At 71.6% G+C, this 13,050-nt stretch carries 17 protein-coding genes and 3 tRNA genes; 10 read left to right on the top strand and 10 right to left on the bottom strand.

The genetic code is table 11. The features are described from left to right. Nucleotides 1-4 precede the first annotated feature (4 nt). Nucleotides 5-75 (bottom strand) — tRNA-Trp (locus tag H030_RS0116490). Between the two features lie 41 nt (nucleotides 76-116). Beyond that, the gene (locus tag H030_RS39150) at nucleotides 117-728 is read right to left on the bottom strand and encodes a response regulator transcription factor (RefSeq protein ID WP_269208544.1); all 612 of its coding nucleotides are present in this window, start codon (nucleotides 726-728) and stop codon (nucleotides 117-119) included. 59 nt (nucleotides 729-787) lie between these two features. On the opposite strand from H030_RS39150, the gene H030_RS32805 reads away from it, so the two are divergent. After that, on the top strand, nucleotides 788-1,486 hold the full coding sequence (locus H030_RS32805) for a sensor histidine kinase (protein ID WP_051222910.1): 699 nt from the start codon (nucleotides 788-790) through the stop codon (nucleotides 1,484-1,486). Here the strand turns inward: H030_RS32805 and H030_RS0116475 are convergent. Beyond that, nucleotides 1,483-1,887 (bottom strand): DUF6636 domain-containing protein, encoded by a 405-nt coding sequence (locus tag H030_RS0116475; RefSeq protein WP_051222909.1) that lies wholly within the window; start codon nucleotides 1,885-1,887, stop codon nucleotides 1,483-1,485. The two genes, H030_RS32805 and H030_RS0116475, sit on opposite strands and share 4 nt — an antisense overlap. A 41-nt stretch (nucleotides 1,888-1,928) precedes the next feature. On the opposite strand from H030_RS0116475, the gene H030_RS0116470 reads away from it, so the two are divergent. From H030_RS0116470 to H030_RS0116460, 3 genes are all read left to right on the top strand, one after another. Next, nucleotides 1,929-2,417: a GNAT family N-acetyltransferase gene (locus H030_RS0116470; protein WP_027006918.1), complete on the top strand. Its 489-nt coding sequence runs from the start codon at nucleotides 1,929-1,931 to the stop codon at nucleotides 2,415-2,417. A 71-nt stretch (nucleotides 2,418-2,488) separates the two neighbouring features. Further along, nucleotides 2,489-2,911, top strand: a complete 423-nt coding sequence (locus H030_RS0116465; protein WP_027006917.1) for a DUF6325 family protein — start codon at nucleotides 2,489-2,491, stop codon at nucleotides 2,909-2,911. Nucleotides 2,912-2,927: 16 nt separating this feature from the next. Then, nucleotides 2,928-3,260, top strand: coding sequence for an SHOCT domain-containing protein (locus H030_RS0116460; RefSeq protein WP_231398459.1), 333 nt, complete (start codon nucleotides 2,928-2,930; stop codon nucleotides 3,258-3,260). A gap of 5 nt (nucleotides 3,261-3,265) precedes the next feature. Here the strand turns inward: H030_RS0116460 and H030_RS0116455 are convergent, their stop codons facing one another. The 3 genes from H030_RS0116455 to H030_RS0116445 form a co-directional block, all read right to left on the bottom strand. Continuing rightward, nucleotides 3,266-3,481, bottom strand: a complete 216-nt coding sequence (locus H030_RS0116455) for a hypothetical protein (RefSeq protein WP_027006915.1) — start codon at nucleotides 3,479-3,481, stop codon at nucleotides 3,266-3,268. A gap of 5 nt (nucleotides 3,482-3,486) precedes the next feature. Continuing rightward, nucleotides 3,487-3,678 carry a hypothetical protein gene (locus H030_RS0116450; protein ID WP_027006914.1) on the bottom strand — a complete coding sequence of 64 codons (192 nt, stop codon included), beginning with the start codon at nucleotides 3,676-3,678 and terminating at the stop codon, nucleotides 3,487-3,489. Between the two features lie 126 nt (nucleotides 3,679-3,804). Continuing rightward, nucleotides 3,805-3,887, bottom strand: a tRNA-Leu gene (locus H030_RS0116445). 64 nt (nucleotides 3,888-3,951) lie between these two features. On the opposite strand from H030_RS0116445, the gene H030_RS0116440 reads away from it, so the two are divergent. From H030_RS0116440 to H030_RS37290, 3 genes are all read left to right on the top strand, one after another. Continuing rightward, complete coding sequence (locus H030_RS0116440) at nucleotides 3,952-4,416, top strand: hypothetical protein (protein ID WP_027006913.1); 465 nt, start codon at nucleotides 3,952-3,954, stop codon at nucleotides 4,414-4,416. An 18-nt stretch (nucleotides 4,417-4,434) separates the two neighbouring features. Then, nucleotides 4,435-4,517, top strand: a tRNA-Leu gene (locus H030_RS0116435). 99 nt (nucleotides 4,518-4,616) lie between these two features. After that, nucleotides 4,617-6,116: a toll/interleukin-1 receptor domain-containing protein gene (locus H030_RS37290; RefSeq protein WP_051222907.1), complete on the top strand. Its 1,500-nt coding sequence runs from the start codon at nucleotides 4,617-4,619 to the stop codon at nucleotides 6,114-6,116. A 152-nt stretch (nucleotides 6,117-6,268) separates the two neighbouring features. Here H030_RS37290 and H030_RS37285 read toward each other — a convergent pair whose 3' ends face one another. Both H030_RS37285 and H030_RS0116420 read right to left on the bottom strand, forming a co-directional pair. Beyond that, complete coding sequence (locus tag H030_RS37285) at nucleotides 6,269-7,642, bottom strand: PAS domain-containing protein (RefSeq protein ID WP_196809155.1); 1,374 nt, start codon at nucleotides 7,640-7,642, stop codon at nucleotides 6,269-6,271. A 48-nt stretch (nucleotides 7,643-7,690) separates the two neighbouring features. After that, complete coding sequence (locus tag H030_RS0116420) at nucleotides 7,691-8,593, bottom strand: phenylalanine 4-monooxygenase (protein WP_027006912.1); 903 nt, start codon at nucleotides 8,591-8,593, stop codon at nucleotides 7,691-7,693. 93 nt (nucleotides 8,594-8,686) lie between these two features. Here H030_RS0116420 and H030_RS0116415 point away from each other — a divergent pair, with 93 nt between their 5' ends. Genes H030_RS0116415 through H030_RS32790 form a run of 3 tightly spaced genes read left to right on the top strand, consistent with a single transcriptional unit; the run spans nucleotide 8,687 to nucleotide 10,700 of the window. After that, complete coding sequence (locus tag H030_RS0116415) at nucleotides 8,687-9,160, top strand: Lrp/AsnC family transcriptional regulator (RefSeq protein WP_027006911.1); 474 nt, start codon at nucleotides 8,687-8,689, stop codon at nucleotides 9,158-9,160. Then, nucleotides 9,157-10,290: a hypothetical protein gene (locus H030_RS0116410; RefSeq protein ID WP_027006910.1), complete on the top strand. Its 1,134-nt coding sequence runs from the start codon at nucleotides 9,157-9,159 to the stop codon at nucleotides 10,288-10,290. The genes H030_RS0116415 and H030_RS0116410 overlap by 4 nt, the downstream gene beginning before the upstream one ends. 11 nt (nucleotides 10,291-10,301) lie before the next feature. After that, the gene (locus tag H030_RS32790; RefSeq protein ID WP_051222902.1) at nucleotides 10,302-10,700 is read left to right on the top strand and encodes a hypothetical protein; all 399 of its coding nucleotides are present in this window, start codon (nucleotides 10,302-10,304) and stop codon (nucleotides 10,698-10,700) included. Between the two features lie 152 nt (nucleotides 10,701-10,852). On the opposite strand, the gene H030_RS32785 is transcribed toward H030_RS32790, so the two are convergent. Together H030_RS32785 and H030_RS0116395 are read right to left on the bottom strand one after the other, a co-directional pair. Next, on the bottom strand, nucleotides 10,853-11,611 hold the full coding sequence (locus tag H030_RS32785) for an inositol monophosphatase family protein (protein WP_035127840.1): 759 nt from the start codon (nucleotides 11,609-11,611) through the stop codon (nucleotides 10,853-10,855). A 1-nt stretch (nucleotide 11,612) separates the two neighbouring features. After that, nucleotides 11,613-13,001, bottom strand: coding sequence for an amidase (locus H030_RS0116395; RefSeq protein ID WP_027006909.1), 1,389 nt, complete (start codon nucleotides 12,999-13,001; stop codon nucleotides 11,613-11,615). Nucleotides 13,002-13,050 lie beyond the last annotated feature (49 nt).

Below are 13,050 nucleotides of genomic sequence, written 5' to 3'. Positions count from 1 at the left end.
GCAGCGGGGGACCGAGGAATCGAACCTCGAGTTACGGTTTTGGAGACCGTCGTGTTACCACTACACCAGTCCCCCAGCAGGGGCGCATTGTAGGCGACCGCCGCCCGCTCGGGTCTTCAGAGCGCCAGCTCGCCGCGGCGCAGCGCCACGACGATCGCATGCGCGCGCGTGCGCGTCTGCAGCTTGCCCATCGCGTTGCGCACGTGGGTCCGGATCGTCTCCGTCGACAGCACGAGATCGGCGGCGATCTCCTCGACCGACAGCCCGTCCGCGAGCCGCTCCAGCACCTCGCGTTCCCGAACGGTCAGGATACGGACGCGCGGGCCCATGCCATCCGGCTGGGCGGCCGCGATCAGCGAGCGCGCCGCGGGATCCACGAAGCTGCCGCCGGCCGCGACCGCGCGCGCCGCGTTGAGGACCGTCGCGGGCTCGGAGGTCTTCAGCGTGAAGCCGCGCGCGCCGGACGCGAGCGCGTCCTCCAGGATCGCCGGGTCCTCGACGCCGGTGTAGAGCAGGACGCCGAGGCGCGCGTCGCGGCGCAGCAGCCGGCGGGTCAGCTCGACGCCGGAGCCGTCGGGCAGGTCGACGTCGACCAGCGCGACGTCCGGCCCGGTGGCGACGATCGCCGCGTGGCCCGCCTCGGCGGTCCCTGCGCGTCCGACCACGGCGAAGCCCTCTCGCTCGAGCACGAGGCAGAGACCCTCACGCACGGTCGGGTGGTCCTCCACCACCACGATCGATCGCTGCGTTTCCGGCACGTCGATCAAAGGTAGCTCAGCAGACGACGATGAGCGGATCGGACGGACTTGACCTCGGGGCGGAGCTGGATGCGTTGGCCTCCGCCCTCTCCCACGACCTCCGCGCACCCCTGCGCGCGATCGACGGGTTCTCGCGGATCCTGCTCAGCGAGGAGCGCGTGGGCGTCCTGCCCGACGAGACGCGGCGCTTCCTGGAGCTGGTACGCGACGCGGGGACCGAGCTGGCGGAGCTGCTCGACGACGTCGTGGACGTCGCGCGCGTGACGCGGGTGCCGCTCGCCGCGCGGGAGCTGGATGTCGGCGTGCTGGCGCGCGAGCTGATCGCCGCGGTGCTGGGGCCGAGCGTGCCGGTGGGGCGTGACGTCGAGTGGGTGATCGCCGACGGGATGCCGGGCGCGGTCGGCGATCAGGTGCTGGTCCGGCGGCTGCTGCTGGAGCTGCTCGACAACGCGGTGAAGTTCGGCGCGACGCGCGTCGAGGTCGGCTGGGACGCCGATGCCGGCGCGTGGTTCGTCGCCGACGACGGCGCCGGCTGGAGGGACGGCGGCGCGCTGCCCGCGCAGGCGCTGGAGATCTTCGGGCGGCTGGTCGGGCGCGACGAGCATCCGGGGACCGGCGCCGGGCTGGCGCTGGCGGTCCGGATCTGCGGGCGCCACGGCGGGCGGCTGTGGGGCCGCGCGGCGCCGGACGGCGGCGCGACGTTCTGGTTCACGCTCGCGCCCGCCTAGAACAGGCGCTGCGTCGCGCGGGAGAGCGCGAAGCCGTGGCCGGCGGCGGTCGTGCAGCGCAGGCCGGTCGTCTTCGAGGTGCAGGTGAACGGGCCGTAGTGCTTGGTCTTGCCGTAGACCAGGACCCTGGCGTCCGGGTCCAGCGCGGTGTCGCCGGCGCAGAGGCGCCTGGCGCGGCCGGTCTTGTTGAGGACGAACGCCGAGCCGTAGTCGAGCTTGCAGGACCTCGGGCGCGCGGGCGCGTGAGCGACATCATCAACATCGCAACGCAACATGGTGGTGTCGTAGGCGCAGCCGATGTGGCCGGAGGGCGTCCGGAACGTCTGGATCCTCGACGCACCGGCGCTCGGGGCCGCGAGCACCGCGAGCAGGAGGGCGATGAGGGCGGCGACGAGCTTCACGGCGCGGCACGCTAGCCGCCGGACCGGTCAGCATGTCGGCCATGGAGATCCGCGACGCGACCGCCGCCGACTGGCCCGAGATCTGGCCCATCTTCGAGGCGATCGTCCGGGCGGGCGAGACCTACGCCTATGACTTGGAGACCGGCTACGACGAGGGCCGCGCGCTGTGGATGGAGCGGCCGCCGGCGCGCGTGGCGGTCGCGGTCGGCGACGACGGCGCGATCCTCGGCACGAGCAAGATGTCCGCCAACCGCAGCGGGAACGGCGCACACGTGGGGACCGCGTCGTTCATGGTGTCGCCGGACGCCCGCGGCCAGGGCGTCGGCCGCGCGCTCGGCGAGGACATGATCGCCTGGTCGCGCGCCGCCGGGTTCCGGGCGATCCAGTTCAACGCGGTGGTCGAGTCCAACGTCGGGGCCGTGAGGCTGTGGCAGGCGCTCGGCTTCGCCATCATCGGGACCGTGCCGGAGGCGTTCCGGAGCCCGAGCGCGGGCTACGTCGGGTTGCACGTGATGCTCAAGACGCTCTGACGTCCTGAGCGGTGCGGCTCACCCGCCGCGGGTGGCGCGGGCTCACCTCGCGGCCTCCGAGGATGCCGAGCATGAGCGAAACGACAGGTCCGGTCGACGTCCTCGCGATCGAGATCGACCGCGGAGACGACAGCGCGGTCGCCGCCGCGCTGGGCGAGGCGGTCGCGGCCGGCACGATCCACATCATCGACATGCTCGTCGTCAGCCGGGACGAGGACGGGGCGGTCGAGAGCGTCGAGATCACCGACCTCGACGCGGAGGCCGCGGCGGTCTGGACCGCGCTGGACGGCGACGTCCACGGGCTCGTCAACGACGAGGACGTCGCGGCGATCGCGGAGGCCGTCACGCCCGGGCGGTCCGCGGTGCTGGTCGTCTACGAGCACCTGTGGGCGCGACCGGTCGCTGCGGCGATCGACGCCGGGAACGGGCGGATCGCCGTTCGCCATCATGTCGACGGGGCCGAGGCAGCGAGCGCGCTGTCGTCGGTCTCCTGAGCGGAGGAGCGACCCCATGCCGTTGTTCATGCGCCCGGGTCTCATGGGCCCACGGATCGGCCGCCCCGGCCTGCTCGGCCTCGCGGCCCGGACCGCGGTCGTCGCCGGGACCGGTGCCGCCGTCGGCGGCGCGGTGCGGCGCAGGCAGTACGCGAACGCCGAGCAGCAGGCGGAGGCCCAGGCCTACGAGCAGCAGGCGGCCGCGCCGGCGGCGCCTGCGCCGACGTCCGGCGACGCCGCCGACCGCCGCATCGAGCAGCTCAAGGACCTCGCGTCGCTGCACTCCCAGGGCGTCCTCACCGACGACGAGTTCGCCCAGCAGAAGGCCGCGATCCTCGCGGGCCGCTGACGCCGTCAGCCCGCCGCGGGCTCCGGCTCCGTGGCGTCGTCCTCGGCCTCCCGGCGGGCGCGCGCCGCGCGGTCGGCGGCGCCGGCCGCGGCGCGCTGCAGCTCGGGCAGCCGCCGCCCGTCCGCGCGTCCGGAGTAGATGCGCTGCTGGTAGAGCGCGACCCTCTCGGCGGCATGCCGTGCCTCGGCGGCGAGGTCGGCTGCTCTGCGGTCCGTGGCCATCGCGATCAGCGATCCGGCGGCAGGCGCCGCCGCGCGGCGGCGGCCGTCACCTGCGCACGCGCGCGGCCGGCGACCCTGGTGAGCTGGGCGCGCCGCCCGGTGGAGTGGTCCGGCCCGGGGCCGGCGTCGAGGCGGTCGACCCTGCGCTGCTGATGCCGCGCGATCGCCTCGAGGAGCGAGATGTGGCTATCGGCCATGCCGGCCAGCGCCAGAGGAGCGGGAGGAGCGGGTCATCGGAGAGACCCTTTCGTTGGAAGCCCGAGCCCCCAGTCTACTCCCGCACGCACCGCGCGAGAGCAACTTCTACATCTTGACCGGATCCATGCGGGCGGAGGGACTCGAACCCCCACGGCCAAGGGCCACGAGGACCTAAACCTCGCGCGTCTGCCAGTTTCGCCACGCCCGCATGTGGTGCGTCGAGGGCCGGGACCGTCGCGCGCAACCGCCGGGGATTGTATGGTCGGCGCGGGATGGAGGAGAACGACGTGGTCATCGAGCACCCGAACCGCGAGAAAGCGGCGTCGAAGGCGACGAAGTCGGTCGTGCTGATCCTGCTGCTGGTCAGCGTCGGGCTGATGCTGGTCGTGACGATCGGTGGCTGGGACGCGCTCGAGGGCGCGAAGCCGGTCCAGATCGCCTACATCTTGCTGTACCTGATCATCGCCTTCTACGTGGCGAGGTGGAACCGCGGCGTCCTGCCGGTGGCCGCCGCGCTGGCGATCCTGCTGCTGATCTTCGCCGCCGTCGCCGTGCCCGGCTGGTACGACCGCGACCACGACGGGTTCGCCCAGCCGTCGATCAACGCCGGGGTCCTCGGCCTGATCACCGCGCTGATCATCCCGGTCCAGGTCCTGCTCATCGCCTTCGCGATGCGCGCCTTCGGCCAGGCCTGGAACGTCGAAGTCGAGCGCACACCGGCGGCCTCAGCCGCCTAAACTCCCCACCGCCTCCCTGCCCGGGTGGTGGAACGGTAGACACGGAGGACTCAAAATCCTCTGCCCGCAAGGGCGTGTGGGTTCGAATCCCACCCCGGGTACTGCGGCGCCGCGGCGCCGCCGGATCGGCACCGCGTTCGTCACATCCGTCGGGTGACCGATACTTCGAGCGTGTTCGCAACGCTCGAGATCGTCTGACCATGGCGTCCGGCCGATTCCCCTCATCGTCGGAGATCCTCGACGCTCTGGATCGCGCTGAGCACGATGAGAACTTGCGGCTGAAATTGCAGACTGGCTACGGCGTATTCGAGATCTGCGTCGCCGCAGGCGCCGTCGATAGAGACGGCATCGACTGGGTGGCGCAGAGTCTGCAGAAGCTTGACGCAGAAGGCCTTGTTGCTCACGGTCCGGCGAACCTGGGGGTTGCCGAGCCGGCTCTCTGGGATGGCTTCTGGCTTCAGTCAGTTCATGGCTGGCGATTGACAGCCGCAGGACGCCAGGACGCAGCGCTCTTTCGCGCAGAGTCGGAAAAGCTCCGCAAAAGCAATACCGCGCCCATGGACGATGCTGCGGTCAGCCACGAGGTAAGCGACGTGTTCATCTCGCACGCGAGTGAGGACAAGGCAGCCGTGGCTCGCCCCTTGGCAGCAGCGCTCGATGACCTCGGTTGGGACGTCTGGCTCGATGAACTCGAATTGACCGTTGGCGACAGCCTCCACAACACCATCAACGGGGCACTCGCGAAGAGTCGCTTTGGCGTCGTCGTCCTCAGCCCGCGCTTCTTCCAAAAACAATGGGCAATCAGCGAGCTGGCCGGACTGGCAGCGCGGGAAGTCGAATCACGAAGCAAGGTGATCCTGCCCGTATGGCACGAGGTCGACCGTGCGTTCCTCGTTGAACATATGCCGATCCTTGCAGACCGCCTTGGAGCACCAACGAGCGAAGGCATCGCAGATGTCGCCCGCAAGTTGGACGCGGCACTCCGGAGGGCAGAGCGCGGTGCCCAAGCCGGCCTGAAGCGTGAATCGGTCGTGCAGCCTGTGGTCGACGCGACGGAGTCAACACTCCCGACGAGCGAGGCTGAACAGCATCGGATGGCTTCGGAGAGACCACGAGCCTGGGAGTACATGTTGTTCGCCGGTGTCCTTGAGCAAGGTCGGCTCCGGCTGGAACCAAAATGGCACGACCAGGAGTTGCAGCTTGCACGCGGACGACGCCGTGATGTTCCCGACGACGAGGTCGCCGACTTCGTGAGTCGTCAGATGGGCGTAGTGACCCGTCAGCTGACGGCGCTGGACCGGCTACTCAGCGCAGAGACCCAGGAGCAGGCCTTTGGCGCGCCTGGACAGCCCGGCGATCCGGTTCGGATCACGCACCTCGCAAACAGCATCTTGGGCGTGTATGAGGCTCTGCTCGACTGGTCTGCTGAGCTTCGAAACACCTCCGTGCCGCGCATATGGAGCGACGCGATCGATGCGTCAGCATCAATGGTGAACCTCCCTGTTCGCCGAACCCGCGACTTCATCGTCGATGTCGCTACGCAATTCGGTGAACTCCCGGCGCTACTCGAAAGCGCTACCGAGTCCAATCCGGTCGTCATCGAGCTCAACTTGGTCCTCGAAGTGGATGATGATGACAGTGCTCGGGCCGAGCGCGCCCTCGACGAGGTCGTCAGGCGCGCCACCGAAGACGACGACTAAACGCCTAAGGGCAGCGGTCTAGAGGACGGTCGCGAGTCCGGTTGCTCTCATGCGCCGCGTCATCACCAAACGGCGCCCTCGCGCCAATGGAACTGGCCGCCGTTGCAGCTGCATCCAACGAGCGTCCAGGGCCGTCGTGCTATGCCCTCGGCCTACGCCGCGGCCAGCGCCTGCACCGCGTCGGCCGCGGAGCGGATCGCGCCCTGAACCGCCGCGGCCTCGCGCGGTGCCTCGTCGGCGCGGGTCGCGCTGCGCAGCGTCGTGAACGTCTGCAGCTGCTCGCGCGCGTCGGTGACCTGGTGGGCGATCGTCGAGAACAGCGACGAGATCGCGTCGTCGTTCAGGCGCGCGCCCTCGACGCGGCCGTTGACCTCCAGCGCCCGGACGACCTTCAGCTCGCCGTCGACCTTCCGGACTCCGGACTCGATCGCCCGCACGCGGTCCGCGAACGCCGTGATCGACGCCGCCAGCCGCTCGCCGGAGTCGGCCAGCGCCGCGGCCAGCGCGGTCAGCTCGGTCGCCAGCGAGGCGGGAGACGACTCCGACTCGCGCAGATCCGCCAGGAACACCGACACCATCTCGGTCATCACCTTGCTGGCGCTGATCCGGAAGCCCATCGCGCCGAGCAGCGTGATCGCCTCGTGGATGTCCTCGGTCAGCGCCCGGATCGCGGGCTCGGCCTCGTCGCTGCGCCGCCCGAGGATCTCGGCGACCGCGCCCAGCGCGTGCCCCTCCTCGCCCAGCCGCGCGCTCGACAGCACCGCGTTCAGCGCGAACAGCCGGATCTCCTCGGCCAGCCCGAGCACGAACTCCGACTTCTCGCCGAGCGACACGGCCAGCTCGGCGTAGCGCTCGAGATCTCCTACAAGTCGCTCCAGCGCGTGCTCGGCGCCGCGGCACGCGAGCAGCGCGGGGTCCTCGTCGGCCGCGGCGTCGTCCGCCGGCCCGCGCCCGCCCTCGACCACCGACACCGCCGCCGCGCGCGCCGCCACCTCGGCGGTCAGCGCGGCGTACATGAACTCGCGATACGACCCGAACCCCTCGGCAGCGAGGAGCTCCTCCAACTTGGCCACGCCCGCCTCGATCGCCGGCTTGCGCCTGCGCACGTCGTCGCCTTCGACCACGCGCTCGACCGCCAACACTTCGCGGTACACGCGCTGCGCGACCTCGAACAGCGGGCTCGACGGCTTCAGCCGCACCGACACGAACCCGTCGGCGGCCGGGACCGCGAACGCCATCACCCAGTAGTACGCGCCGTCGGCCGCGAGGTTCTTGACGTACGCGGCCACGCCCCGGCCCGCGCCCAGCGCGTCCCAGAACGTCCGGAACACCGCGCGCGGCATGTCCGGGTGGCGGACCACGTTATGGGCCTTGCCGACCAAGTCCTCCAACTCGAGCCCGGACACGCGTGCGAACACGTCGTTGCCGGAACGGATCACGCCCTTGGCGTCGGTGGTGGAGAAGAACAGCTCGTCGATCGCGAACGGGCGGGCGCGATCGACGGGGACGGTCGAGACAGGCGGCATCACCTTGGACATCGACCGCCCGCGCGCCGTCATTGAGCGCCCCGAGTGTCAGCTCCCTGCCGCGACGCCGCCGCCCGCGCCCAGGCGCGCCGGCGTGTCGTCGTCCGCGGTGGCGAAGAACTCCCCCACGCGGCTCTCCAGCTCGTCCATCGACGCCGCCGCGTAGAGCACCGGCTGGTACTTGGTGATGTCGTACTCGATCGACGCCATCTCGGCGAAGTCCAGCGGCCGGATCTCCATCCCGCGGAACTCCTCGATCTCGCCGTAGGACGACAAGATGCCCGCGCCGTAGGCCTTCAACTCGCTGCCCTCCCAGAGCACGCCGAACTCGAGCGTGAACCAGAAGACGTCGGCGATGGCCTGCAGCGCCTCAGGCGTCTCCACCCGCAGCGCCGCCTTGCCCGCCGCCTCCTTGAGCCCCGCGAAGCGCGGCGAGGCCAGCATGTTGCCGTGCCCGATGACCTCGTGGATGACGTCGGGCTCGGGCGTGTACAGGGGCTCGCTGGGATGGCGTACATATTGCGTCGAGTGGAACACGCGCTGGCCGAGCGACCCGTAGAACTCGCGCAGCTCCACCAGACCGGGCGCGGGCCAGTAGGACCAGTCGGTCAGCGGCTGCAGCCTCGAGGACACCAAGTCGAGTTGGGGCACTTGGTCCTCCGGCAGGCCCAGCGCCTCCTTGGCCTGCAGGTACTCCGCGCAGGCGTACTTCTCGTGCTTGACGTGCAGCTCGCGCGAGACCGTCGCCCAGATCGCGTTCTCGGCCTCGGTGTAGGCGACCTGCGGGACCGGGTCACCCGGCGACCACGCCACCGCCCCCGCCGCGATCGCGTTGCGCCGCGCGCGGTAGGCCTCGTCGTGGAACCCGGGATGGTCGGCGCCCAGATGGACCTCGACCCGCCCGTCCTCGCCCTGCGTCACCGGCGAGTACAGCTGGGCTTCCTCGAACATGCAGCCAAGGAGACCACCGCTGCCCAGGACGCGCAACGGGAACGAGGCGTTCTGCGCAACTCGTACAGCGGTTCGCGGTCTAGGCTGTGCAACATGACCAGCGAGATCGACGAGCTCGACGCGCGGTTGATCGCGCTGCTCCGGGACGAGCCGCGCCTCGGGCTGATGGAGGCCTCGCGCCGGCTCGGCGTCGCGCGCGGGACCGTCCAGGCGCGCCTGGCCAAGCTGGAGGACCGCGGGGTCATCCGCGGGCACGGCCCGGAGGTTGACCCCGGCCGCCTCGGGTACCACGTCCTGGCGTTCGTCTTCCTGCAGATCGCGCAGGGCCGGCTCAAGGAGGCCGTGGCGGTGCTGGAGGCGACGCCGGAGTGCCTCGAGGCGACGGCGACCAGCGGGCCATCGGACCTGCTGTGCCGGATCGTCGCCCGCGACACCGAACACCTGCAGGAGATCGTGAACCGCTTGTTGTCCAACAACGCCATCCGCCGCTCGACGAGCTACATCGCGCTGTCGCAACCGATCGCCTACCGGACCGCGCCACTGGTCGACGTGGCCTGGCGCGCGTGATCGTTCCCGCCGCGCTGGCCGCCGCTGCCGCGATCGCGCTGCCGTCCTGGGCGCCCGCGCACGTGGAGCTGGGGCTGGCGTCGCAGCCCGGCGGGGCGCAGCACGTCCGGGCCGAGCACGCGACGTGGCGCTACCAGTACCTCGCGGGCGGCGTGAACACGGGGTCCGGGTGGAGCACGTGGAACCCGGACGGGACGTTCGCCTCCAGGTACGTGGCCGAGTCGCGGCAGGCGGGCGTGACGCCGGTGCTCACGTACTACCAGCTGTTGCCGTCCCGCGGCGCGGGCGACGGGAAGGGCGAGGCCGAGAGGGACCTCGCGAACCTGGACGACGCCGACACGATGAAGGCCTATTACAACGACTTCGCGCTGGCGCTGCGGCGCGTCCATGACGAGGACAAGGGCCGCCGGGCGGTCGTGCACGTCGAGCCGGACCTCTGGGGCTACGTCGAGCAGCGTGCGGGCGCGAGCAACGACCCGGCGAGCGTCCCGGCGGCGGTGGCGTCGTCCGGAGACCCACGGCTGGGCGGGCTGCCCGACACCGCGGCGGGCTTCGCGCAGGCGCTGGTCCGGCTGCGCGACGTGATCGCGCCCGAGGTCAAGTTGGGGTACCACATGTCCACGTGGGGCACGGGGACCGACCCGGTCCAGCAGAACCCGTCGCTGAAGGCCGTCGACGGGTTGGCGGGGCACAGCGGCACGTTCTACAACAACCTGCATGCGCGGTTCGACCTGGTGTTCAGCGATCCGAGCGACCGCGACGACGGCTTCGACCTGAAGGTCAACCACGACCACGGGCACTCCAGGTGGACCGCCGGCGACTACGCGCGCGACGAGCGCTGGCTGCGCGGCATGCACGCGGTGACCAGGCTGCCACTGGTGATGTGGCAGATACCGCTCGGCAACTCCCACCTTCCCAACACCAAGAGCAGGTACCGCGACACGCACGTCCAGAGGTTGCTCGGGCCGGACCCCAGGACACGCAGGGCCTACCGCGACGCGGGCGTGATCGCGTTCCTGTTCGGCGGCGGCGCGGACGGGACGACGTCCGAGAAGACCGACGGCGGCGTGTTCCAGCGGCTGGCGGCACGCTACGCACGCGCTAGGTTGAGCACGAAACCGTCACGCTGAAAGAGGACCGCATGCCTGCTCTGGAAGGCGCCGCGCGCGCCATCGTCGCCGACAAGAACTACGCCCACCTCGCCGTGCCACGCGAGGACGGCTCGATCCTCTCCGTCGTGATCTGGTCCGACGTCGACTCCGACGGCAACGTGATCGTCAACTCCGCCGAAGGCCGCACCTGGCCCAAGCTCCTGCGCAAGGCCGGCCGCGCGACCCTCAGCTGGGCCAACGCGAGCAACCCCTACGAGTTCGTCTCCGTCACCGCCAAGCTCGTCGGCGACGACAACACCAACGCCGACGCCGGCATCGACGCCCTCGCCAAGAAGTACATGGACGCCGACGTCTACCCCGGCCACACCGACACCGAGACCCGCGTCCAGTTCACGCTCGAGCCGGAGCGCATCACCCACCGCGCCTAGAGGATCCCCGGTGCTAGGGCGATTTTGCGGGCCATCTCGCCGCGCCTGACGATCCGGGCCGCAAAATCGGCCTAGCGGTGGCGGGAGTGCGGGCGCGGCTGCGACGGGTGGCGCTGCCCGATGCACTCCTCTACCGCGTGTGCCGAGAGGCGCTAGGCGACCAGCGCCAGCAGGTCCGGTGAGATCGAGGGCGCGGTGGTGCAGGTGCCCCAGGGCAGATCACCGGACGGCTCGAGGCGCGTTACGGTCAGGCCTGCGCGGGTGCAGATGAGCTCGCCGGCGGCGACGTCCCAGAGGTTGACGCCGCGTTCGTAGTAGGCGTCGAGGCGGCCGGCGGCGGTCCAGGCGAGGTCGAGGGCGGCGGAGCCGCCGCGGCGGATGTCGCGGGCTGCGGGGATCACCTTCGACACCACGTCGGCCTGCAGCGCGCGGCGCTGGGCGTCGTAGCCGAAGCCGGTCGCCACCAGCGCGTGGGCCAGGTCCTCCGGTGGCTCCGGCGCCAGGGTGATGCCGTTGCACTCGGCCGGCCCGCTCGCCGTCGCCGTGAAGAGCTCGTCGCGCGTCGGGTCGTAGACCGCCGCCGCCAGGTCCTCGCAGGCGATCGACACGCACCACTGGGGCAACCCGTACAAGTAGTTCACGGTCCCGTCGAGCGGGTCGACGACCCAGCGGCGGCCGGACGTCCCGGGCGTGTCGTCGCCCTCCTCGCCCATGATCGCGTCGTCGGGCGCGCGGCGCGCGAGGATCCCGCGGATCGCCTCCTCGGCGGCGAGGTCGGCGGCGCTGACGAGGTCGGTCGACGTCGACTTCGTCGCCAGCACGCGCTCGCTCCCGAAGCGCTCCAGCAGCAGCGCGCCCGCCGTCCGTGCGCAGTCCACCGCGATGTCCAGGAGCTCGCTCTCAGCGGCCATCTCAGATCCCCTTCGGCCCGCGGTCGATCCACGGCCGCGCGCGCTCCAGCTGCGCAGACAAGGACACCAACAACTCGTCTTCGCCGGCCCGCCCCACGAGCTGCACGCCCACCGGCAGCCCGTCGTCGTCCAGCCCCGCCGGGACCGCCGCGCCCGGCTGCCCGGTCACGTTCCACGCCGGCATCCACGACAGCCGCTCCGACGCGCGCGCCAGGTACTGCGCCGCGCCCCAGCGACCGACCACGCCAACTCGGTACGGCCCGTTCGCCGCGCACGGCGTCAACAGCACGTCGAACTCGTCCCACAGCCGCCCCAGCGCCTGCGCCTGCGCGCGCTCCGCACCACGCGCCCACGACACCAGCCCCGCCGGCATCGCACCGCCCAGCGCGGCGACCCGGCGCGTCCGCGCCTCCAGCCGCTCGGGGTACGGCATCGACGCACTCACATCGTCGCTCACGCCTCGCAGCACCCGGACCATCGCGGCGGGATACAGCGACGCCGGGTACTCCGGATCGCGCTCGACGACCTCGTGCCCCAGCGCGCGCAGCAGCTCGGCGATCTCCCCCACGTAGCGCTTCTCCTCGCGCCCCAGGAACGGCAGCGCGCCCGGCATCGCCTTCGTGCTCACAGCAACCCGAAGACGCCGCGGCTCCCGCGTGGCCGCCTCCGAGAACGCGCTCGACCCGCCGTCCACCGTTGCGTCCAGGAACAGCGCTGCGTCGGCGACGCGCCGCGCCATCGGCCCGTTCACGCTCAGCCCCTGCCACGCGTCGTCGTGCGGCGCGACCGGCACGCGCCCGCGCGTCGGCTTCAGCCCGAACAGCCCGGTCCACGCCGACGGGTTCCGGATCGACCCCGCGCCGTCGGACCCCAGCGCAACGCCCGCCAAGCCCGCGGCCATCGCGGCCGCAGAACCACCCGACGACCCACCCGGGGTCCGCCCCAGGTCCCACGGGTTGCGCGCCGAGCCGAACGTCGTGGTGTCGGTCGCCGGCAGCATCGTCAGCTCCGGCACCAGCGTCTTGCCCACGATCACCGCGCCGGCGGCCCGCAACCGCCGGACCACCTCCGCATCCCGCGCGACCGGCCCCGCATGCGCCGCCGTCCCCCACGCGGTCGCCTCGCCCGCGACGTCCACGTCGTCCTTGATCGCCACCGGGACCCCCAGCAGCGGCCGGGAGTCCTGCCCCGCGCCGCGCCGCGCGTCGGCCTGCGCGGCCTCGGCCAGCGCCAGCTCTCCCCGCACCACGCGGTACGCGTTCAGCTGCGGGTTGACCGCGGAGATCCGGGCCAGCGTCGCCTCCACGACCTCGCGGGACGACACCTCCCCGGCAGCGATGAGGCGGGCCTGCTCGGCGGCGCCGGCGAGTGCGAGAGCGGTGGCGTCCATGGCGTGGCGCACGCTATCGGTCCGGACCTCGCGACCCCGCCCGGCCGGT

The organism is Conexibacter woesei Iso977N, assembly GCF_000424625.1.
GTDB classification, from domain to species: domain Bacteria; phylum Actinomycetota; class Thermoleophilia; order Solirubrobacterales; family Solirubrobacteraceae; genus Baekduia; species Baekduia woesei_A.
This window is presented reverse-complemented; position numbering and strand designations above follow the sequence as displayed.